This window comes from Prosthecobacter fluviatilis, from assembly GCF_055388355.1.
In genome coordinates this window covers 1,372,097-1,392,851 of record NZ_AP043782.1, presented here as the reverse complement: position 1 = coordinate 1,392,851, position 20,755 = coordinate 1,372,097, and the positions used below count along the sequence as shown (strand labels likewise).

Here is a 20,755-nt window from a genome sequence, read left to right as displayed (position 1 = left end):
GCCTGCCAAGCAGAGAGGAGTGTGGTGGCCGCCCTTGGCTAACCCGGCGCTCTGCGTCCAAACTTCCGCTCCAGCTCATTCGTGGAGATCTGCACCAGCGTGGGTCTTCCGTGCGGGCAGCAGTAGGGCATCTCGCAGGCAAAGAGGTCTTTTAAGAGGGCCTGCAGCTCGGGGATGGAGAGGACGTCGTTGCTTTTCACCGAGGCGCGGCAGGCGATGGTGGCGATGGCGTCCTCGCTCAGGCGCAGGCTGGAGGATTTGCTGCTGAGGCTGCTGAGCTCTTCGATGACCTGGTCCAGCCACGCGGCGGGATCGTCGGTCTTCAGAAACGCGGGCAGGGTCTCCACCTTGAAGATGTTGGGGCCGAAGGGCTCGATCTCGATGCCCAGGCGGTTGAGCGCTGCGAGGTTCTGCTTCAGCAGGTCGGCGTCGCGCGGGGTGGTCTGCAGGGTGATGGGTATGAGCAGCCGCTGACAGGGCACGCCGCCGGTCTCGATGGCGCGGCGGAATTTCTCAAAGTTCACCCGCTCATGCGCGGCGTGCTGGTCCATCATCACCAGCCCTTCTTTGCTCTCCATGAGCACATAGAGCTTTTGCAGCACGCCGATGATGCGGTACTCCGGCGGGGCAGGGGGCTCTGCGGGCGCAGCTTTGGCGGGGGCTGGCGCTTCCTCATTTTCCTCTTCCTCGTCAGGCGCTGTGGCGGGGGGGGCGTCCTGCTCTGCGGGTGGCTGAGGCGGGGGCTGCGCAGCGGTGTCTCTGCGTGCGGCGGCGATCCTTTGCAGTACATCCGCCACACGATGAGACACCGCAGATGCGGCTGGGGCGGGCGCGGGTAGCGGCGAGGGCACGGTGATGTCCCTCAGCGGTGCGGTGGAGGGAGCGACAGGCAGCGCAAACTGCTCCTGCCGGCTGTCTGGCACCACGGGCGTGCGCGGGGCGGAGGCCGCAGGCATGGCGCGTGCCGGCGCATGGCCGGAGGGGAGCTTGGCGGCATTTTCCAGCGTGTTGCTCACGCAGCGCGAGATGGCGTCGCGCACGCTGTGGCCGTCATGAAAGCGCACCTCCTTTTTGGCGGGATGCACGTTCACATCAAACGCATGCGGATCCATCTGGATGAACAGGAAGGTCACGGGGTGCTGCCCTTTCATCAGGGCCGTGTGGTAGCCCTCCCGCAGGCCGTAGGAGATGCTGGCGCTCTCGATCGGGCGGCCGTTCAGGTAGGTGGTCTGCATCTGGCGGTTGGAGCGGCTCATGCCCGGGCCGCCGATGTAGCCGGACACCGTGATGCCATGCCAGGTGGCTTCCTCCACCTTGAGCAGGCGGGAGGCCAGTTCGTCCCCCACCAGGCCGCGGATGCGCTCCAGCATGTCGCGCGTGGCGGGCAGGTGCAGCACCAGCTCCCCGTTGTGGGTCAGGGTGAAGGCTGTCTGCGGGTTGGCGATGGCATGCAGCCTCAGCTGCTGCTCCACATGGGAAAATTCCGTGTTTTCCGTGCGCAGAAATTTGCGGCGCGCGGGGACGTTGAAAAACAGCGAACGCGCCTCGATGACCGTGCCGGAGGCACCTCCATGGTCGCGCACGGCCACCAGCTTGCCGCCATTGACCTCGATCTCCGTGCCCACCAGCGCGGACCTTTCACGCGTGGCAAGCCGGAAGCGCGACACGCTGGCGATGCTGGGCAGTGCCTCGCCGCGAAATCCGAAGGTGTGGATCGCTCCCAGGTCCTCCTTGGTCCGTATCTTGCTGGTGGCGTGGCGCTCCAGACACAGCATGGCGTCCTCCCGGTCCATCCCGCTCCCATCATCCACAATGCGAATCATCGCGATGCCGCCGCGCTGGGCATGCACCTCGATGTGGCGTGCGCCGGCGTCCAGGCTGTTTTCCACCAGTTCGCGCACCAGCGCGGCCGGGCGCTCCACGACCTCGCCCGCGGCCACCTGGCTGGCGAGTGCGTCTGGAAGAATGCGTATTTTAGCCATGTATTTCGATAAAGTGAGGAATGGGAAGCGTAGCCTGTACCACCGCCCGGAAATGTTATCTTGGCTGCCAGATGGGGATTTGCAATCTCCGTGCTCCTCGGCCATCAGACACATGCCATCCATTGCCTGCACCCGCATGATTTCACTCACTTCCAGCGCCGTCGAACATCTCAAATCTCTCATCGCCGAAAAAAATGCAGATGAGAGCACCGGACTGCGTCTTCGCGTGGAGAAAGGCGGCTGCGCCGGCATGCAGTACGTCATGGCCCTGGACCACTCCCAGGTCGGTGACGAGGTGCACTCGCAGGACGGCGTCTCCATCATCATCGACCCCGAGAGCCTCGGCTACCTCCGCGGCTGCCAGATTGACTACGTCGATTCGCTGGCGGACGCCGGCTTCAAGCTCACCAATCCCAACGCTGCCCGGAGCTGCGGCTGCGGCACTTCATTTGAACCTCAGCCTACCTAAATCTAAGCTTCGGATTAGTTGATTAATTAGCTAAAAATGGAGCAAACTTGCTGCCAACTTATTCACAAAAATTCCTTTTCAAATTCCGTCAATATTGTAGAATTTGAACATTCCTGACTTATAGATACTAAAATTTTCGCAAATCTGTCATGCAAATTCGATTTTTGAGCGATGGCAACGAATACCGTTCTTACGGTGGAGGGAGTTTTTCCAAGAAGAAGGACTCTGGAGGCATTTTCTGGTGGACCATTCTCATCACTTTACTGATGGGCTTCGCGACATTTTGCTGGTTCTTCAGCATCATGGTCTTTGCTCACCCTGAAAAACCATTTAACTACCGCGTGCTCGCACGCTTCGACAAGCTGGACCCCCTTCGCAAGTTTACCAGCTACACCGTGCCTCAGGGCAAGTTCCTCCCCGCCCGCGATCTGCTGGCCGAATTCTATTCATTCAACCGCGAGCAGCTTGCGGTAAAAAACGACCTTCTCAAGCGCTCCTACATCCGCAACTACAAGCAGGAGCAGCCCCTCTATGTGAAGGGAACCTTTCAGGTGATTAATGCACGCCCGCTCACCGCCACCGACGTCATCACCGAAGGCTGGGTCGTGCGCGCCCGCTCCGCAGACATCGAAGACGTGGACATTGAGATCGTTCTTCCTGGCAACAAGGGCAAGGCGGATCCCTATCAGGTGGGCGACTCCTTGGTCCTCGACCAGAAGAGCACCTTCGCCGCAGCGCTGCACGTGCAGAAGTTTGATCAGGATCGCGTCTGCGTCACTCTGATGCCGCTCGCCTACCAGGGCTTTTCGACCAAGGCTGGTGAGCAGTTTAAAATGACGCCTCCCACCAAGCTCAACATGGACGCCTACTGGCCTCTCACTCGCGATCCCGGCGCCGCTGTGCTTGAAAGCAGCACGGCCAAGGTGGTGTCCAAACAAGACTGAGAATCCAGCAAATCGCGATTTTCAAAAAAGCGGAAGGCGCTCCCTTCCGCTTTTTTATGGCTGCGCAGTGACAGCGCGCAGAGCGGAGGCTGCCGACTGAATAATCATTGTGCTGGCATGCGGCCTCACGTTGCATTTCAGAACGCTCGTTCCTTGCATCCGCCAAGGTTCACGCCATTAGCAGAGGCATGCCCGAAGACTACACACCCGCCACCATCGCCGACGTCCGGCGACTGCGTGACACCCTGGACGCCCAGGGAAAAAAACTGGTGTTCACCAATGGCTGTTTTGATCTCCTGCATGCAGGTCATGTGCGCTACCTTGAGCAGGCGCGCGCATTGGGAGACGCCATGGTGGTTGCCTTGAATTCCGACGATTCCGTGCGCAAGCTCAAAGGTCCGGACCGTCCGCTCAACGCTGAAAATGACCGCGCCGAAGTGATGGCCTCGCTGCGTGCTGTGGACGCCGTTGTCGTGTTTGGAGATGAACGCGCCACGTCGCTGATCGAAGCCATCCAGCCGCACGTGTACGCCAAAGGCGGGGACTACACCGTGGAGTCTCTGAACCGTGAAGAGCGCACGGCTCTGGAGCAGGCGGGTGCTGAGATCCGCATCCTGCCTCTCGTGCCCGGGCGCTCCACCACCAAGACGATCAACAAGATGCAGGCGGGGGATGCGGGGGCGAAAAGCAGCGGGCTGCTGCGTCTTGCCGTGCTGGGCTCCGGTGCGGGGTCCAACCTGCGCGCCATCATCGCTGCCATCTCGGAGAAAAAGCTGAAGGCTGAGATTGCCGTCACCCTCACGGACCAGGCCGACTCGGGTTTCCGAAAGATCGCGAGTGAGGCGGGGCTGCCTGCGCTGCATGTGGACGGCGGTGCCAATCCGCACAGGCTCAGCGAAGCCGCGCAGAAGGAGATCTTTGAGCATCTGGAGCGTGCTCGCGTGGACGTGGTCGTGCTGGCCGGCTTCATGCGCATTCTCAAAGAGCCCGTCATCAGCGCCTATGCCGGGCGCATTGTGAATGTGCATCCCTCGCTGCTGCCCAAGCACAAAGGCGCCAATGCGCCGCAGATGGCCCTGGATGAGGGAGCCCAGGAAACGGGATGCACCGTGCATCTCGTCACCGCAGAAATCGACGCGGGTCTCATCCTGGCGCAGGCCAAGGTGCCGGTGCACGCTGGCGACACCGCCGAGACGCTGCATGCCCGGATCAAGGTGGAGGAGCACAAGCTGCTGCCGCAGGTGCTGAACGAATGGTGTGAACGTGGTCTTCCCGTCAGAGGTGCGGGTGCGTCATGAGCGGCTTTACCGGAACACTCAATGCGCAGCAGCGCGAGGCGGCCACGCACATCCACGGCCCGCTGCTCATCCTGGCGGGCGCAGGCACCGGCAAGACGCGCGTGCTCACCGCGCGCATCAGCTACATGGTGAACGAGGGCATCAACCCGAAGAACATCCTTTCGGTGACCTTTACCAACAAGGCGGCGAATGAAATGCGCGAGCGTATCAAGGGCATGGTGCGCGACGGCCTCGGCAAAAAGGTCGTCGTCGGCACCTTCCATGCCTTCTGCGTACGTCTGCTGCGCGAGTTTGCCGAGCACGTGGGCTACAAGAACAACTTCGCCATCTACAGCCAGGGAGAGCAGGAGACGCTCATCAAGCGCGTGCTGCAGACCCTGCTGGTGAAGGATGAGACGCTGGACCCCAGCATGGCGCTCATGCGCATCAGCAAGGCCAAGAATGCGGGCGAGAGCCTGGGGAATCCCGAAGAAAGCCTCGATGCCGCAGTCATGGAAAAGTACATGGACGAGATGCGCGGGCTGAACGTCATGGACTTTGACGACCTCATCATCCTCGGTGTGAAGCTGCTGGAGGAAAACGCCCAGGTGCGTGCCATGGTGCAGAGCCGCCACCATTACGTGATGGTGGATGAATTCCAGGACACCAACTCCCTGCAGATGCGCCTGCTGCGCGCGCTGGTGCCCGCACCCTACAACGTGTGCGTGGTGGGGGACGACGACCAGTCCATCTACGGCTGGCGCGGTGCGGAGATCACCAACATCACCGAATTCGAAAACTTCTTCCCCAATCCGCACGTGGTGAAGCTGGAGGAAAATTATCGGAGCACCACGCCCATCCTGCACACGGCCAACAGCCTCATCAAAAACAACGCAGGCCGCAGGCCCAAGTCGCTCTGGAGCCGCAACCAGGGCAAAGACCTTGTCCGTCTCATTGCCAACGAGGATGACAAGGAAGAGGCGGACATGATCGCGAAGGAAGTGGAGACCGCCCACTTTGCCAACAAGCAGGCGCTGGAAGAGTTCGCCGTGCTCTTCCGCACCAATGAGCAGTCACGAATCCTGGAGCAGGCCTTCCGCCAGCGCAAAATCGCCTACCGCGTGGTCGGTGCCCGCAGCTTCTTTGACCGGCGGGAGGTGAAGGATATCCTGAGCTATCTCAGCGTGCTGCACAATCCGCACGATGACATGGCGCTGCTGCGCATCCTCAACACCCCCACGCGAGGCATCGGCAGCGCCACCGCCGAGCTCGCGCGTGAGCGCAGCATGGAGAAGCACCACAGCATCTGGGTGGCGCTGTGCGATGAGGACTTCCTGCGCCAGATCCCTGAAAAGGGGCGCAATGCCATACGCACTTTCACCGCACTCATCACCAAGTACGCAGGCCCTGCCAGCACGCCCGGCACCAATCTGGTGGACATGACCCAGGCGCTGATCCTTGAGGTCGGCTACATGGAATATCTCAAGAAGGCCGCCAAAGAGCCCGATGATTTCGCAGGCTGGGAGAACGGCATCAATGAACTGCTGAAAAGCATGACGAACCATGCCGAGCGCGACCGCGCAAGCGGCCTCGCCGGGTTCTTGGATGAAGTCAGCCTCAATGACGACCGCGAAGAGAAGGACGACATCGAAAAGAAAAAGGGCGTGTGCCTGATCACCATGCACGCGTCCAAAGGACTCGAGTTTCCCGTCGTCTTCCTGCCCGGCATGGAGCAGGGCATCCTGCCGCACAAGCGCAGCTTTGACGAAGGCCGTGTGGACGAGGAGCGCCGTCTCTTCTACGTGGGCATTACCCGTGCCAAGCAGAAGCTCACCATGAGCTACACCCGCACGCGCATGAAGTGGGGCAAGGTGCAGAGCAGCATGCCCAGCACCTTCCTCAAGGAGCTGGACCGCACGTACGTCGAGGAGCTGGACTACACCAAGCACATGAACGAAACCACCACGCAGGAGGAGAACACCAATTTCTTCTCCGGTCTGCGCGCCATGCTCGCAGATCCGAAGTAACCGCGCTTCCCAGTGACCAGTGATGCGGGCACTTTTGCCCGCAACAAAACCGCCGCCCTCGCCCAAGCGTCCCGCATGTCGCCCTCCCGTCTCCAGTTTCAGCTCGATGCCCAGGCCTCCGGCTCCCGCGCACGCGCCACCACCTTCCGCACGCTGCACGGCACCATCCAGTCGCCGCTGTTCATGCCGGTGGGCACGCAGGCCACCGTGAAGGCGCAGACGCAGGAGACACTGCATGAGTCCGGCTCGCAGATCCTGCTGGCAAACACCTACCATCTGCTGCTGCGCCCCGGGCCGGAGGTTTTCAAGAAGCTCGGCGGCATCCACAAGTTCATGCGCTGGCCCGGCTCCGTGCTCACCGACTCCGGCGGCTACCAGATTTTCTCCCTGCCGCACTCGCGCGAGATGACGGAAAAGGGCGCGGTGTTTCAGAGCTACGTGGACGGCCAGCGCATCCTGCTCAGCCCGGAGCTCAGCATTCAAATGCAGCGCGCCATCGGCAGCGACATCATGATGGTGCTGGACCAGTGCATTCCCTCCACGGCGGATGAGCAGGCCGCGAGCGCGGCGCTGCAGATCACCCGGCGCTGGGCCGCGCGCAGTCTCGCTGCGCGGGAGGACTCGCCGCAGTCCATGTTTGGCATCGTGCAGGGCGCGCTGTATCCGCAGCTCCGGCGTGAGAGCGCGGAAGGGCTCATGGAGCTGGACTTTGACGGCTTTGCCATCGGCGGCCTGGCCGTGGGCGAGGAGAAGAACGAGCGCGAGGACGTGTGCGAACTGACGGCGGCGTTGCTGCCCTCAGACCGCCCGCGCTACCTCATGGGCGTGGGCACACCGCTGGATGTGCTGGAGGCCGTGCATCGCGGTGTGGACATGTTTGACTGCATCATCCCCACACAGGTTGCCAAGCGCGGCACCGCCTTCACCTCCCGTGGCATCGTGGAGCTGCGCCGCTCGGTTTACAAATTCAGCGAGGACCGCCTCGATCCCTCCTGCACCTGCCCCGTTTGCGCTACGCACACGCGCGCCTACCTGCACCACCTCACCAAGACCCAGGAGCCGCTGGGCTGGACGCTCGTGGGCCAGCACAACATCCATTTCTACCACCAGCTCATGCGCGAGGTGCGCCAGAGCATTCTGGAAGACCGCTTCCTCCCCCTCTACAAGGAACGCCGCGAGATCCTGCCCATCGAAGACGTGGACCATCCTGTGACGCCTCCCAAGCGCACCTCCACCAAAGTGGAGCATGTGGGCGACTACGAGCTGTGCGGCGATCCACCGACAATCCGCCACAGCGCCACCGCGCGCATCGTGTGCACCACGCCGCAGCTCGATGCGACCACCGAGTCCCAGATCATCCAGCACCTGCGACTCCCCGCCGACTCACCACCGCTCGTCGTGTGGGACACGCACCTGTCCGCCGCCGCCACCGCCCTTGGGGTGATCCTTCTTTACGAAGCCGAAGCCGCCAAAGGCCCCGTGCGCCCACTGCACCTCGTCAGCTTCAGCGATGATCTCTCGCCCCTGCGCCTCGCGCTCCACCACAAGCGCCATTTTCCCTACCTGCGCCACGGTGCCGCTGATACGCTGATCCGCAGGGATGTATGGGAGTCGCGCTACTGCGTGGGACTGAAGTGGACGCTGGTGCAGGACAACGCTGGGGAAGGACCTGCGCCCGATGTGGTGGTGGAAAGTACTCGCGAGCCTCTGGCAGGAGAGGGATCATCCTGATCCCTCAACGCTCCGCGTTCATCCAGCGCTCCGCCTTAGCCAGACCCTGTATCGCGTCGCGCATCCGCAAGGGGACCAGGATGGCCCCCCTCCTCCAAGCCATCCAGCGCTCCGCTTTTACTCAACGCCTCGTGCGTCGCATCACTTGCTGACATCAATGTCATGCGTCTTCGGCTCCGGTTTTCCCGGTTCTTCCTTGCGCTTGAAAAAATGCCCCAGATCCACGCCGAAGTAGGCCAGGCAGTTAATCAAGAGTGCCGTGGCCGCCGCCTCATCCAGATTGCCAAAGATGGGCGTGTTGTCGGGAATGAACTCCACAATGCCAAAGCCGACGTTCAGCAGATAGAGTGCGGACACGATGCCCGAACCAAGCACCACAAGGTCGCGAATCAGTTTCATAGGGGAAAGGGAGGAATGCCGCAGTATGCCTTCCCGCGCATCTCCACGCCAAAACATCCTTGGGCAAATTTTGGAATCCCGCCGTTGGAAGTCTGCCATCCGGCGTCTATAAAAGTCGCGCCAGTTTCGGCGGGCATCCAGCCGCCATATCCTCCCCATGAAGCCCTTTCTTGCACTCACCTGCCTGCTGCTTGTTTCCACGCACTGCTTGGGGGCTGACACCAGCCCGCAGGCCTACGAAACCGTCGTGGCACTGCTTGAACGGGGCAAATATGAGGAGGCGGAATTGGCTGCCAGAGAACTCACGGTGGCACGTGGGCAGGCCTACGGCGACGCGGACAAGCGAACGCTGGAGGCATGGATACAGCTGGTAAAGAGCCTCGCCTTGCTGAAACGGGGAGACGAGGCTGAGGCCCAGCTTCGTGCGCTGCTGCCTCTGATGTCGCAGGCCTATGGCGCGGAGCACCGACTGACTCTCCTCCACCAGTTCCACCTGATCCTGGCCCTCAGCTCGCAGTACAAGACCGCAGAGGCGGTCGAAATGTCACGCACCCTGATCCCCGTCCAGGCACGTGTGCTCGGCGCGGCTGACAAGGACACTTTGCAGACCTGCAAAAACCTTGCCTTCATGCTGGTCTTGCAGAACAAAGCCGTGGAGGCCGAAACTCAGCTGCGCGAGCTGCTGCCCCGCATGGTGCGCACCCATGGCGAGAAGGGGGCCGAAACAATCCGCTGCCAGACCTTGCTCGCCCATGCGCTGCGTCAGCAGGGCAAAAATGCCGAGGCCGAAAAAACGTACCGCCAGTGGCTCCCCCTCTCCGTGCGTGAGTTTGGCACCGCAGATCAGGAAACACTGATCGCGCGGTGCAATTATGCCCAGACTTTGCTGGAGCAGGGAAAGACGGCCGACACCGAGCAGGAATGCCGCCAGCTCATGCCCGCGTGCGAGAGCACGCTGGGGCTCGCGCATGAGTGCACCTTGCGCACTCTGACCTTTTACCTCCGGTCCATGGCCATGCAGCACAAAGGCGCCAAAGGGGAGGACGCCTGCCGCCGTTTGATCGCCGGCAGCACCCAGGCCAAGGGGCCAGATAACGTTGACACACTGGAAGCACGCAAAACTCTGGGCATCATCTTTCTTCAGCAGGGCAGGCTGGAGGAGGCCGGCGGCGAATACAGCAAGGTCATGCCCGACTTCCTCCGCGTGTTCGGTCCCGAGCACCGCGAGACCCTGCGCTGCCAGATCTGCATCATTGAACTGCTGGCGATGCAAGGAAAAAAAGCTGAGGCGGAAGAGCTGTGCCGCAGCCTGATCCCCATATCCACCCGTGTGCTGGGCCCTGGAGATACGGACACCCTGACCGCGCGCAAAATTTTGGCCGACCTGCTCAAGGGGGAGGCAAAAAAGGAGCGCCAAAAGAGCGGCTCACCGGGCTGACCGCATCCGGTTGGCTCTCCGCCCCCTCATTTGACCGGCTCGTCACCTGCTTTAACGTTGGTGCATGAACCTGGAACAAATCGACCGCGTGGCGCTGCGCTGCGGATAACCACCTGCGATCTGCCGAAGCCATGACCGCCTTTGCCATCTTTGAAGCCGTCGCTCTTCTGCAGCGCAGGCCCGTGGCTGTGCAGGCTCTTTGGGACGGGGACAGCAGCGGCTGGGTGATCAGTGTTCAAGCCGTTTACGCCTACGGTCCCTCCCATGGTATTGAAGAAGTGGCCCATTTGAGAGGTTCGGATGGCGACTTGCGCATCTTTAATCAGGCTGTGCCGCCGTGGCCTGAGACGCAGATAGCTTCCGAGGCAGGGCGGCTGATCGAAAAGCATCTGGAGATCCCATTCTTCTTTCCATCTCCTGTAGAACCCGAGTCTGACTGCCCGGACTGGTGGGATCGTCATCTCGGTAAAAAATGCCGCACGTGCAGCAAGCTTTTGCTGCAGGAGGAGACTCTGCCCTGGTTCGGTGTTTGCTATTTCTGTCATCTGAAGCAGCGAGGCGCAGACCCAAAAGAGGCGGACTGAGAAGTCCGCCTCATACCACCGGTAGGCACACCCGGAGAGCAGGCATGCAAGCGGCAGCCTGTCTCTCAAAGTCGCCCTAGGGGGGGCGCTTGATCACTTCTTCACCCACCCATCCTTCAGCGTCACCGTGCGGTTAAACACCGGCGCTCCGGGCTTCGAATCAATCGGGTCGGCATAGAAATACGCCACGCGCTCAAACTGCCACAGGCTGCCGGGGGCGGCGTCCTTCAATGAGGGTTCCAGCTTCGCATTCGTGATGACTTCCAGCGATGCGGGATTCAGGAACTTCGTAAAATCGCCGTCCTCGCCGGCATCCGCATCCGGTGTTTCCACGGTGAAGAGGCGGTCATACAGGCGCACGGTGGCGTCGATGGCATGGCGCGCGCTGACCCAGTGGATGATGCCTTTCGGCTTGGTGCGGCCTTCCGGCTTTTTGCCATGGCGGGTGGCGTCGTCGTAGGTGCAGCGCAGTTCCACGATGTTGCCTGCGTCATCCTTGATGATCTCCTGGCAGATGATGCAGAAGGCAAACTTCAGGCGCACTTCACCACCGGGTTTGAGGCGGTGGAAGCCGTCGGAAGGGAACTCCATGAAGTCGTCGGACTCGATGTAGAGCTCGCGGCAAAGCGGAACCTGGCGCGTGCCAGCAGAGGCGTCTTCCGGATGGTTCGGCGCTTCGAAGTACTCCACCTGATCCTCGGGGTAGTTGGTGATCACCACCTTGATGGGCCTCACCACGCCGTAGGCACGCCGCGCCACCTTGTTCAGGTCCTCGCGGATGGCGTGCTCCAGCAGCGCGATCTCGGTGAGGGAGTTGAACTTCGTCAGGCCGATCGTCTTGCAGAAGCTGCGGATGGCAGCGGCGGTGATGCCACGGCGGCGCATGCCGCTGATGGTGGGCATGCGCGGGTCATCCCAGCCATTCACCAGATCCTCCTTCACCAGACGCAGCAGCTTGCGCTTGCTCATCACGGTGTAAGTCAGGTTCAGGCGGGCAAATTCGCGCTGGTACGGCGCGCCGGGCAGGCCGTCCACGTTGTTGATCAGCCACTCGTACAGCGGGCGGTGGTGCTCAAACTCCAGCGTGCACAGGCTGTGGGTGATGCTCTCCAGCGCATCGCTCAGCGGGTGCGCGTAGTCGTACATGGGGTAGATGCACCAGGCATCTCCAGTCCGGTGGTGGTGCGCATGCAGGATGCGGTAGATCACCGGGTCACGCATGTTCATGTTCGGCGAAGCCATGTCGATCTTCGCACGCAGCACGCACTGACCTTCCTTGAATTCACCCTTCCGCATACGGCGGAAGAGGTCCAAGTTCTCCTCCACGCTGCGGTCAGCGCCCGCGCTGCGGGTGCCGGGGGAGGTCAGCGTGCCGCGGTTGGCGCGCATCTCCTCATGAGTCTGGTCATCCACATAGGCGAGGCCTTTGGTGATGAGCTGCTCGGCAAAGGCGTACAGCTTTTCAAAGTAGTCGCTCGCGTAGAAGAGGTTGTCTCCCCAGTCAAAGCCCAGCCATTTCACATCGGCCATGATGCTGTCCACATACTCCACCTCTTCCTTGGTGGGGTTGGTGTCGTCAAAGCGCAGGTGGCAGCGGGCATTCGGGGCGTGTTCCTGGGCCAGGCCAAAGTTCAGGCAGATGCTCTTCGCGTGGCCGATGTGCAGGTAGCCGTTCGGCTCCGGCGGGAAACGGGTGACGACCTGCCCGCCATTGCGACCTGCGGCGAGATCGGCGGCGATCATTTCACGGATGAAATCGAGGGAGGCTGGGGTGGAGGCTGCGGCTTCGGACATGGAGGGCGGAGTTTCGGCCCAAAGATTTAATTTCACGGACATTGGGGTCGAAGGAGGGCGAAAGTAGGAGACGGAAGTTTAAAGTTCAAAGTTTAAAGTTCAAAGTTCGCGCTTCTCTGTTCCCAGTTGCACAGGGGCGGAATCCGTTGTTTTTCCCAGCAACCATGTCCCATCCCGCCCCAGCGCCCACGCATCTCGATCTCTCAAAACTCGGCGAGCCCGTCTATCGCGGCTCGGTACAGAACCTCTACGCCGTGCCAGGGCACCCTGGCTACGTCGTGTGCGAGACCACCCCGGCAGGCTCCGTCTTTGACGTGGGCTCCATCTTCAACATCGAAGGCAACGACCTCAATCGCGCCATCTTCCGCCACGCCATGTACTCCAGGCTCGGCCAGCCGGAGACCTGGCAGCGTGTGAAAGCCGCCATCGAAAACACCCCCATGGACGCCGCCTGGCGCAAGGAGCTCCTCACCGGCCCCATGGAGACCATGCTGGAGCACGGCGCCGCCACCCACCATGTCGGCATGGTGGACGCCGTGACGGGGGAGATCGTGCGCACAGGGCTGCCTGCCAATCCGAGCTGCTATAATGTCGTGCGCCGCTTCCCGGTCATGCACCCGCCGCAGCGCACGCTGTTGGGTACCCATGTCTTTGACTACGCCCAGTTTCACCAGAGCGCCACGTACGTGGTGCCGCTGGAGTACATCGTGCGCTTTGGGGTCACCAGCGGCTCGTCCATCCTGAAAAAGTACCAGAGCCTGAGCGATGCGGCCAAACGCAGCTACGAGCAGGAGCTCGGCCTCTCCAAGCCCATGGGCGTGTGGGAGATGCTGGAGCGCCCCATCTATGACCTCACCAGCAAGTACGAGCCCGAAGACCGTGCCGTGAGCAAGCAGGAGGCCCTCATGATGTCCGGCCTCAGCAGCGATGATTTTCTGCATACCGTCAAGCTCGCCATTCTCGGCGGCTGGGCCGTGCGCGAGCTGCTGGAGAGCGCAGGCCTTCTTCTCTGGGATCTGAAGTGGGAGTTTGCCGTGGATCGCGAAGAGCTGCTCTTCGTGGACACCATCGACGCCGACTCCTTCCGTGGCACCACCTTCCTCGATGTGGAAGGGCGCAAGCTGGTCATCCATTACAACAAGCAGGCCATGCGCGACTACTACCGCATCGTGCATCCCGCTTGGTATTCCGGTATCAATGAAGCCAAGGTGCAGGCGCAGAAGATCGGCAAACCCTTCAAGCAGGTGCTCAAGGCCGGCCAGGCAGATGGCAAATGGCCCCAGACACCCGTGGTGGACATGGAGTTCCTTGATCTGCAGGCCCGCAAGACGGCGCTCATCCGCCAGCACGTCGCCGCAGAGCGCGATGCCGCAGAGATCCGTGCGGATCTCGAAGCCGCAGGTGCCGAGGAAGTCGAGTTTTACCGCCAGCGCGGTTTGCTGGGGGATTTGCTCGCGGCAAACGCGGTGATTTGAAAAACAGTTAAATTACATGCCAAAAACGCTTGCGCGATTGGCGAGAACGTTTATCCATCTCGCCCCCTTCTTCGGGAGCGGGAAAAGTGATTCCTGAGTAGCTCAGCGGTAGAGCGGGTGGCTGTTAACCACTAGGTCGTAGGTTCGAACCCTACCTCAGGAGCCATCGTCAACGGCAGAGTAGCTCAGGGGTAGAGCAGAGGACTCATAAGCCTTTGGTCGGGAGTTCAAATCTCCCCTCTGCCACCACGATAACCCCACACGTGGTTGGCATCATCGCAGCCGATAAAATTCGGCGTTTGCCCTTGGCTTTTCTCTCCGCCAATATTCACGGCAGATGAATCTCCCAATCCGCCCCCGCCGCAACCGCCAGTCTCCCGCCATTCGCGATCTCGTGCGTGAAACAGAGCTGACGCCGGGCCATTTGATCTACCCGCTCTTCCTTCAGGAAGGCAGCGAAAACACCCCCATCGCCTCCATGCCCGGCTGCACGCGCTGGAGCCTCGAAGGCTTGGTCAAAGAAGCTGGCGAAGCACACGCCCTCGGCGTTCCCGCTGTTGTGCTCTTCCCGCGCATTCCCGACGAACTCAAAACCCGCGGAGCCGAAGCCTGCCATGCGGACGACGGCCTCGTCCCACGCGCCATCCGCGCCCTCAAAAGCGCCCACCCCACGCTCACCGTCATCACCGATGTCGCGCTCGATCCCTACAACAGCGACGGCCACGACGGCCTTGTCGCCGATGATGGCCGCATTTTGAACGACGAAACCGTGGAAGTCCTTTGCCAGCAGGCGCTCTGCCATGCGCGTGCCGGCGCGGACATCGTCTCTCCCAGCGACATGATGGACGGTCGCGTGGCCGCTCTGCGTGCTGCGCTGGATGGCGCCGGATTTCAGTCCGTCTCCATCATGAGCTACACCGCCAAGTACGCCAGCGCCTACTACGGCCCCTTCCGTGGCGCCCTGGACTCAGCACCGAAGGCCGGGGACAAGAAGACCTACCAGATGGACCCCGCCAATGCGCGTGAGGCCCTGCGCGAAGCCGCGCTCGATGAGGCCGAAGGCGCAGACATCCTCATGGTCAAGCCCGCAGGGCCCTACCTCGACATTATCGCCAAACTTCGCGCCGCCACCATGTTGCCCATCGCGGCCTATCAGGTCAGCGGCGAGTACTTGATGATCAAAGCCGGGGCTGCCGGTGGCTGGATCGACGAAACCAAGATCATGAATGAATCCCTCACCGGCATCCGCCGTGCAGGTGCGGATATGATTTTGACCTACTTTGCCAAGCAGTGGGCCGCTGCGTGGCGGTGAAGCGTTGGCCATCCCTCGGTTAGTCGAGAAACCGGAATTCTGGCGTGGCCCACAGCGTCTGGATGAACCGTGCCCAGAGGTCTCTCACGTCATCCGCGCTCGCATTCCCTGACTGGCTGGATTCAAGGAACTCGCGCACCTGTCCCCGCTCCTTCTCCGTGGGGCCACGCTGCAAGGAGTTCTGGAACGCGGTGTCGATTCGTTTGCCAGTCTCAGGCGATGACTTGAGCACCACATCGGCGGCATTGCGCGCCTGCTCGATGACCTTGGGGGAGTTCATCAGAAAGAGGGCCTGGGTGGCGACGGTGCTCGTCGTCCTCTGGGCGATGGGCTGGTTGATGTCCGCAAAGTCAAAGACCTCAAACAGCGGATGCCGCACATTGCGGAATGCTGCGGTGTAGAGGCTGCGGCGCGTGTCGAGGAACTGGTAGCCGTACTCGATGTTCTGAATCTTCTGGTCGTTGGCATCCACCGCCTTGACTTCACTCACACCCGGGCCGCAGAAGGCGCGGTCCAGAGTGCCTGCGGCGGTCAGCATGGCATCTCGCAGGCATTCCGCGTCGAGGCGTTTGCGGTTCATGTGGCTCAGCAGGCGGTTGTCCGGGTCCTGCTGCGCTGCCGCGCCTCCATGGGCGGAGCTCATGCGGTAGGCGTGGCTCATGACCATCTGTTTGACCAGATGCTTCAGGCTCCAGCCGTCTTCGATGAATTTCAGGGCCAGATGGTCCAGCAGCTCAGGGTGGCTCGGGGCCTCGCCGGTGGAGCCGAAGTTGTCCGTGGTACGCACGATGCCTGCTCCAAACAGCCAGTGCCACACGCGGTTCACCATGATGCGTGCCGTCAGCGGGTTGTCGCGTGAGGTGATCCACTGCGCCAGTTGCAGGCGGCCGCTGGCATCTGCTGGCATGGCCGGGACGCTGCCATGGAGTGCGGCCTGGATGAATCCGCGCGGCACGGTCGCTCCCAGATTGCGGATGCTGCCGCGGATGTGGATCTTGGCGTCTTCAGGCGCAGTGTCATCCGCCACAGACATGGCTTCTGGGCGCTCAGCCTGGTTCTTTTGCAGCGCTTTGAGTTCCTTCTCCAGTTCTGCCAGCTGCTGCTTGAGCCTGGCCGCGGTGGGAGATTCCTTGGCTTTCGCCGCCAGCGGTTCCGGAGGCGTTTCATCTGCAGGTAAAAACTGCACCGCATCCACGGTGACGTAGCCCTGCGAGCCCGCGTTGGAGATGAGCACAAAGCCCTGTCCGTTCGCTTCAAAACGGTAGGTTCCCAGGCTGGCAAACTGCAGCCCTTTGAGGCTGTCAGTGGTCATCTTCACGCCTTTCAGTTCCTCTCCGTCCGCATGCAGGATGGTGGCTGTGGCGCTCTCGGCGCGGTTGGGCCCGGCATTGAAGGCCACACGCACCTCGTAGCGTCCGGTCTTCGGAATCTTCGGTGTGAAGGTGATGGTCTTCTCTCCTTTGCCCTCATTGTTGTCACTGAGATAGCCTGCGCCGATGTATGGCGCGTAGCTGGTGGACCTCTTCCACATGCCCACTTTTTGCGCAGCGCTGTCATCCACCACGATGCCAGGCAGGTCGCTCAGGGCGATGTTCTTGCGCGACCGCAGGTCCGCGCTGCCGGCATCCCGCAGGTTGTCTTTGAGCGCGGCGATCTGGTCCTTCAGCGCATTGACCTGCTGCTCGTGTTTCTGCAGCGCTGTTTCGGCCTCCCCGTCCAGCGGCAGCGGAGTGTCGATCCAGTGCGCGACGTTGTCGGTGTAGTTTTTCAGCGTCTTGGTGCTGCGCAGGATGCCCGCCAGTGCGTAGTAGTCCCGGGCCGAGATGGGGTCAAACTTGTGGTCATGGCAGCGGGCGCACCCGATGGTCAGCCCCAGGAAGGCACGGCCCAGCGTGTCGAGCTGCTCATCCACGATGTCCATCCGCAGCATGCCCTTGTCCTGTTCCTCGTAATTGGTCGGCCCCAGGGCCAGGAAGCCTGTGGCTGTCACCTGCCTGCGCCTTGCGGCAGCGTCCTTGGCCGGCAGGAGGTCGCCTGCCAGATGTTCGGTGATCATGCGGTCCACCGGCACATTGTCGCGGATGGACTCGATGACGTAATCCCGGAAACGCCACGCATCTTTGAAGGGCAGGGAGCGCCCCCCGCCGGAGGATTCCGCAAAACGGGTGATGTCCAGCCAGTGCGAGGCAAAACGCTCCGCAAAGGCGCTGGAGGCAAGAAGTTCATCCACGCGCTTCTCATAGGCCTCAGGCTTTGTGGGCACGGGCAGGCTGAGGTCTGGCGGCAGTCCGGTGAGGTCATAGGCCAGTCTGCGCTGCAAGACCGCAGGTGCGGCGTCCGGTGCAGGCGTCAGCCCATTGGCCTCCAGCCGGGCCAGGATGAAGTGGTCGATGTCATTGGCAGGCCAGGCCGTGTTTTTGACCCCGGGGACAGGCGCAGGCTTGGGGGGCTGAAAGGACCAAAAGCTGCCATCCGCCCGCGCAGATTTGCCACTCCCGCTGCTGCTGGCCACTTCGTCGCGTGGGTCAGGCGCGCCAGATTCGATCCATTGCTTGAGATCGGCGAGCTCGCTGTCCTTGAGCTTGCGCTTGGGCGGCATTCTCAGATCCCGGTCGGAGTAGCTCACGGCTTGCCACAGCTTGCTTTCGGCGGTCTTGCCCGGCACCAGAGCAGGGCCGGAGTCGCCTCCCGTCTGCCAACCGGCGCGGGAGTCGAGCCGCAGGCCGCCCTTCTGCTTGTCGGGGCCGTGGCAGTCGATGCAGTTCGCGATGAGCAGCGGGCGGATGCGCTGCTCAAAATGCGTCATGTCCGCCGCACTGGCGGCGGCGGTCACCAAAGCAAAGCAAAAGGCGCGGCGGATCATCTGAGTGGCAGAGGCAAACGAGACCCGTTTGCAGGCTCTTTCAGACGGTAAACCGCAAGATGTGGTGCTGCTGGTAGCTGTCGATGACCTGCGGCTCGGAAAGCCCCGCTCGTTTTGCCATCTGGCCGAGTTCGGCGAGAGTCTCGGGGAAGTCATAGGACTCCACATGCGCGCAGGCTTCGGCAAGGTGCTCAGGGTGCACCTCCGTCCACTGCGTGCGCATGCAGTTCAGGTAAGCCTCCAGGTACTGCTCCCGCGTCTGCCCCTCTTCACGCACCACATCCACCAGGATGAACTGCCCCTCCGGGGCCAGGTGCTCCGCGCAGGCGCTGAAAAGGCGCTGCTTGCTCGCAGCATCCAGATGATGGACGGCGAAGCCGCTGAAAATGATGTCAAAGGCGGAGTCCGTGTCTTCCACCGCCAGCAGCATGTCCTTGTGGTGCAGCCCGGTGTTGGAGAGCCCGTTCAGGTACGATCGCGCCTCCTCCAGGGCCGAGGCTGAGAGGTCCACGCCGTCATAGCTGGCCGGGGGCGCGCTTTGCAGGCATGGCGCCAGAAAGCGCGCATTGCCGCAGCCCAGATCCAGCAAGTGGTAGGCCCCCAGCTCATGGCGTTTCTGCAGCATGCGGGTCACGTGGCTGTAGATCTCCCGGTGAAACATGTAGTTCTTCTCGGAGATCGCATCGTAAAGGGTCCAGGCTTTGCGAAAGAGCGCGGTGTTGTCGTCTTGGGTAAGGGATAGGCTCATGATGGGCGGGATGCGGGGCTGGCGCAGCAGAGCAGCGCTGCCACCGCGCTGAAGGGGAGCATGCGGGGCAGCTTCCTTGCACATCCTGCTCTGGCTGTCATATTTTTTCAGCCATGCCCAGAGCTGCCCGGCGAGGGGCGGATGAAGGGCAGGGGAGAGCGCCGCCATGCAGCCTAAGGCAGGCGGTCCACCGTCAGGCGGCGGCAGGGCGTCATTCAGCCGACCTGCCACTCCCTTGCGGCCAGATTCAGTACGGACGCGGGACAATGATGTGACCGCCGGCATGCGGGCGGTACCAGACACCCCGGTGCGTGTAATATCTCACGCCACCATGGTAGTGAGGACGCGCGCCGACGGGGACAATGACGGGCCGCCCCACAGGCCTCACCACGGGGCGCCCATAGGGAGGGCCTACGTAGCAAGAGGTCATCGCGAGCAGGGCAATCGAGCACAGGAGCAGATGTTTGATTTTCATGGCAATCGAATTAGTAGCCCCATGGGACGAGGCTGCTGAAAAAAAATTCAGCGCGGAATGCCCGAAAGGCCGCGATTTCTACTTTCGTTTACTGCCGCCCTTTTCACAGTACTGCTCCCCAATCCACCAGCCTCCCATGACTCCAGACGTAGCCAAAGCCCAGCTCGACAACCAAGTCCGCGAAATCATCAACTGGCATTTCTCGCCGGAGACCGGCTGCTCCTTCTGGCTCGACTGGGCAAAGAAAAATTTCGACCCCCGCGGCAAGGTGAACAGCTACGAGGACATCCTGGCAAACTTCACCCATTTCCAGGACGAATGGCTCCGCGATCAGCAGCCGGAAGTCTGGGTCCCAGCCGCCTTCAAAGGCAAGCCCTTCAACGTCTTTGAAACCGGCGGCACCACCGGCATGCCCAAGCAGCGCATCGGTTGGAATGACTTTCGTGTGGACTACGAAGAGTTCAGCCACAAGCTCGACGACAAGCACTTCCCGCCGGGAGAATCCTGGATCATGGTCGGCCCCACCGGCCCCCGCCGCCTGCGCCTGGCCGTTGAGCACCTGGCCAACTATCGCGGCAGCTCCTGCTACTTTGTCGATCTCGATCCCCGCTTCGTGAAGAAGCTCATCTCCAACAAGCAGTTTGATGTGGCCCGCCAGTACATGGACCACGTGGTCGACCAGGCAGTGCTGCTCCTCAAAAATCGCAAGATTTCCGCCATCTTCACCACCCCAAAGCTGCTGGAAGCCCTCGCCGAAAAAGTGGACCTCTACGACGCCGGCATTCGCGGCTGCTTCGTGGGCGGCACCACCATGACCCCCCAGTACGTGCGTTTCATCGTCGAGGAAGTGCTGGAAAACCGCATCGGCTTCTACCCCACCTACGGCAACACCCTCATGGGCCTGGCCGCCAGCGTGCCCCTCACTCCTGAAGACAACTTCTCCGTCACCTACTACGCCCCGCAGCCTCGCGCGGTGCTCCGTGTCGTGGACCCCAAAAACACCGACCAGACCGTCGAATACGACGCCTGGGGCCGCGTGGAGCTCACCACTCTGACCAAGGAATTCTTCATGCCCCGCTTCCTGGAGCGTGACGAAGCCATGCGCCGCCGCCCCCGTGCCCCCTATGCCTGGGACGGCGTGGCCGACGTCCGCCCCTTTGGCGCGATGGAGAAGACCATTGTCGAAGGCGTTTACTAACACCCGCAGACAACCTGCGTTTTTTCAGCCGGGAGTGCA

16 protein-coding genes and 2 tRNA genes are annotated in these 20,755 nt (G+C 61.8%); 12 read left to right on the top strand and 6 right to left on the bottom strand.

Annotated elements, in window-relative coordinates; translation table 11 throughout:
• Window positions 1–38: 38 nt before the first annotated feature.
• On the bottom strand, window positions 39–1,982 hold the full coding sequence (gene mutL, locus ACZ5WW_RS05255) for a DNA mismatch repair endonuclease MutL (protein ID WP_377167029.1): 1,944 nt from the start codon (window positions 1,980–1,982) through the stop codon (window positions 39–41).
• 136 nt (window positions 1,983–2,118) lie between these two features.
• Here mutL and ACZ5WW_RS05250 point away from each other — a divergent pair, with 136 nt between their 5' ends.
• The 5 genes from ACZ5WW_RS05250 (at window position 2,119) to tgt (ending at window position 8,430) form a co-directional block, all read left to right on the top strand.
• Window positions 2,119–2,451, top strand: coding sequence for a HesB/IscA family protein (locus tag ACZ5WW_RS05250; RefSeq protein ID WP_377167031.1), 333 nt, complete (start codon window positions 2,119–2,121; stop codon window positions 2,449–2,451).
• Window positions 2,452–2,600: 149 nt separating this feature from the next.
• A complete protein-coding gene (locus tag ACZ5WW_RS05245; protein WP_377167033.1) occupies window positions 2,601–3,395 on the top strand; it encodes a hypothetical protein in 795 nt (264 codons plus the stop codon).
• A gap of 188 nt (window positions 3,396–3,583) precedes the next feature.
• Window positions 3,584–4,693 (top strand): phosphoribosylglycinamide formyltransferase, encoded by a 1,110-nt coding sequence (purN, locus tag ACZ5WW_RS05240; protein ID WP_377167035.1) that lies wholly within the window; start codon window positions 3,584–3,586, stop codon window positions 4,691–4,693.
• Window positions 4,690–6,699, top strand: a complete 2,010-nt coding sequence (locus tag ACZ5WW_RS05235) for an ATP-dependent helicase (RefSeq protein WP_377167037.1) — start codon at window positions 4,690–4,692, stop codon at window positions 6,697–6,699. The genes purN and ACZ5WW_RS05235 overlap by 4 nt, the downstream gene beginning before the upstream one ends.
• 75 nt (window positions 6,700–6,774) lie before the next feature.
• Window positions 6,775–8,430, top strand: coding sequence for a tRNA guanosine(34) transglycosylase Tgt (gene tgt, locus ACZ5WW_RS05230; RefSeq protein ID WP_377167039.1), 1,656 nt, complete (start codon window positions 6,775–6,777; stop codon window positions 8,428–8,430).
• A gap of 141 nt (window positions 8,431–8,571) precedes the next feature.
• On the opposite strand, the gene ACZ5WW_RS05225 is transcribed toward tgt, so the two are convergent.
• The gene (locus tag ACZ5WW_RS05225; protein ID WP_377167041.1) at window positions 8,572–8,829 is read right to left on the bottom strand and encodes a DUF1232 domain-containing protein; all 258 of its coding nucleotides are present in this window, start codon (window positions 8,827–8,829) and stop codon (window positions 8,572–8,574) included.
• A 157-nt stretch (window positions 8,830–8,986) separates the two neighbouring features.
• On the opposite strand from ACZ5WW_RS05225, the gene ACZ5WW_RS05220 reads away from it, so the two are divergent.
• Both ACZ5WW_RS05220 and ACZ5WW_RS05215 read left to right on the top strand, forming a co-directional pair.
• Window positions 8,987–10,267, top strand: a complete 1,281-nt coding sequence (locus ACZ5WW_RS05220) for a tetratricopeptide repeat protein (protein ID WP_377167043.1) — start codon at window positions 8,987–8,989, stop codon at window positions 10,265–10,267.
• Window positions 10,268–10,398: 131 nt separating this feature from the next.
• On the top strand, window positions 10,399–10,851 hold the full coding sequence (locus ACZ5WW_RS05215) for a hypothetical protein (RefSeq protein ID WP_377167045.1): 453 nt from the start codon (window positions 10,399–10,401) through the stop codon (window positions 10,849–10,851).
• Window positions 10,852–10,944: 93 nt separating this feature from the next.
• Here ACZ5WW_RS05215 and ACZ5WW_RS05210 read toward each other — a convergent pair whose 3' ends face one another.
• Window positions 10,945–12,645, bottom strand: coding sequence for a glutamine--tRNA ligase/YqeY domain fusion protein (locus ACZ5WW_RS05210; protein ID WP_377167047.1), 1,701 nt, complete (start codon window positions 12,643–12,645; stop codon window positions 10,945–10,947).
• Between the two features lie 164 nt (window positions 12,646–12,809).
• Here ACZ5WW_RS05210 and ACZ5WW_RS05205 point away from each other — a divergent pair, with 164 nt between their 5' ends.
• From ACZ5WW_RS05205 to hemB, 4 genes are all read left to right on the top strand, one after another.
• A complete protein-coding gene (locus ACZ5WW_RS05205; protein ID WP_377167049.1) occupies window positions 12,810–14,120 on the top strand; it encodes a phosphoribosylaminoimidazolesuccinocarboxamide synthase in 1,311 nt (436 codons plus the stop codon).
• Between the two features lie 91 nt (window positions 14,121–14,211).
• Window positions 14,212–14,286: transfer RNA gene (locus tag ACZ5WW_RS05200), tRNA-Asn, on the top strand.
• 8 nt (window positions 14,287–14,294) lie between these two features.
• Window positions 14,295–14,369 (top strand) — tRNA-Met (locus ACZ5WW_RS05195).
• An 88-nt stretch (window positions 14,370–14,457) separates the two neighbouring features.
• On the top strand, window positions 14,458–15,432 hold the full coding sequence (gene hemB, locus ACZ5WW_RS05190; RefSeq protein WP_377167051.1) for a porphobilinogen synthase: 975 nt from the start codon (window positions 14,458–14,460) through the stop codon (window positions 15,430–15,432).
• Window positions 15,433–15,451: 19 nt separating this feature from the next.
• Here hemB and ACZ5WW_RS05185 read toward each other — a convergent pair whose 3' ends face one another.
• The 3 genes from ACZ5WW_RS05185 to ACZ5WW_RS05175 form a co-directional block, all read right to left on the bottom strand.
• Window positions 15,452–18,295 carry a DUF1553 domain-containing protein gene (locus ACZ5WW_RS05185; protein WP_377167053.1) on the bottom strand — a complete coding sequence of 948 codons (2,844 nt, stop codon included), beginning with the start codon at window positions 18,293–18,295 and terminating at the stop codon, window positions 15,452–15,454.
• A gap of 40 nt (window positions 18,296–18,335) precedes the next feature.
• Window positions 18,336–19,043 carry a class I SAM-dependent methyltransferase gene (locus ACZ5WW_RS05180; RefSeq protein ID WP_377167055.1) on the bottom strand — a complete coding sequence of 236 codons (708 nt, stop codon included), beginning with the start codon at window positions 19,041–19,043 and terminating at the stop codon, window positions 18,336–18,338.
• A gap of 247 nt (window positions 19,044–19,290) precedes the next feature.
• Window positions 19,291–19,518 carry a hypothetical protein gene (locus ACZ5WW_RS05175; RefSeq protein WP_377167057.1) on the bottom strand — a complete coding sequence of 76 codons (228 nt, stop codon included), beginning with the start codon at window positions 19,516–19,518 and terminating at the stop codon, window positions 19,291–19,293.
• A gap of 136 nt (window positions 19,519–19,654) precedes the next feature.
• On the opposite strand from ACZ5WW_RS05175, the gene ACZ5WW_RS05170 reads away from it, so the two are divergent.
• Window positions 19,655–20,716: a hypothetical protein gene (locus ACZ5WW_RS05170; RefSeq protein WP_377167059.1), complete on the top strand. Its 1,062-nt coding sequence runs from the start codon at window positions 19,655–19,657 to the stop codon at window positions 20,714–20,716.
• The last annotated feature ends 39 nt before the right edge of the window (window positions 20,717–20,755 follow it).

Coding starts and splice junctions, on each gene's coding strand:
- mutL (WP_377167029.1), bottom strand. CDS start 1,982: ATGGCTAAAATACGCATTCTTCCAGACGCACTCGCCAGCCAGGTGGCC.
- ACZ5WW_RS05250 (WP_377167031.1), top strand. CDS start 2,119: ATGATTTCACTCACTTCCAGCGCCGTCGAACATCTCAAATCTCTCATC.
- ACZ5WW_RS05245 (WP_377167033.1), top strand. CDS start 2,601: ATGCAAATTCGATTTTTGAGCGATGGCAACGAATACCGTTCTTACGGT.
- purN (WP_377167035.1), top strand. CDS start 3,584: ATGCCCGAAGACTACACACCCGCCACCATCGCCGACGTCCGGCGACTG.
- ACZ5WW_RS05235 (WP_377167037.1), top strand. CDS start 4,690: ATGAGCGGCTTTACCGGAACACTCAATGCGCAGCAGCGCGAGGCGGCC.
- tgt (WP_377167039.1), top strand. CDS start 6,775: ATGTCGCCCTCCCGTCTCCAGTTTCAGCTCGATGCCCAGGCCTCCGGC.
- ACZ5WW_RS05225 (WP_377167041.1), bottom strand. CDS start 8,829: ATGAAACTGATTCGCGACCTTGTGGTGCTTGGTTCGGGCATCGTGTCC.
- ACZ5WW_RS05220 (WP_377167043.1), top strand. CDS start 8,987: ATGAAGCCCTTTCTTGCACTCACCTGCCTGCTGCTTGTTTCCACGCAC.
- ACZ5WW_RS05215 (WP_377167045.1), top strand. CDS start 10,399: ATGACCGCCTTTGCCATCTTTGAAGCCGTCGCTCTTCTGCAGCGCAGG.
- ACZ5WW_RS05210 (WP_377167047.1), bottom strand. CDS start 12,645: ATGTCCGAAGCCGCAGCCTCCACCCCAGCCTCCCTCGATTTCATCCGT.
- ACZ5WW_RS05205 (WP_377167049.1), top strand. CDS start 12,810: ATGTCCCATCCCGCCCCAGCGCCCACGCATCTCGATCTCTCAAAACTC.
- hemB (WP_377167051.1), top strand. CDS start 14,458: ATGAATCTCCCAATCCGCCCCCGCCGCAACCGCCAGTCTCCCGCCATT.
- ACZ5WW_RS05185 (WP_377167053.1), bottom strand. CDS start 18,295: ATGATCCGCCGCGCCTTTTGCTTTGCTTTGGTGACCGCCGCCGCCAGT.
- ACZ5WW_RS05180 (WP_377167055.1), bottom strand. CDS start 19,043: ATGAGCCTATCCCTTACCCAAGACGACAACACCGCGCTCTTTCGCAAA.
- ACZ5WW_RS05175 (WP_377167057.1), bottom strand. CDS start 19,518: ATGAAAATCAAACATCTGCTCCTGTGCTCGATTGCCCTGCTCGCGATG.
- ACZ5WW_RS05170 (WP_377167059.1), top strand. CDS start 19,655: ATGACTCCAGACGTAGCCAAAGCCCAGCTCGACAACCAAGTCCGCGAA.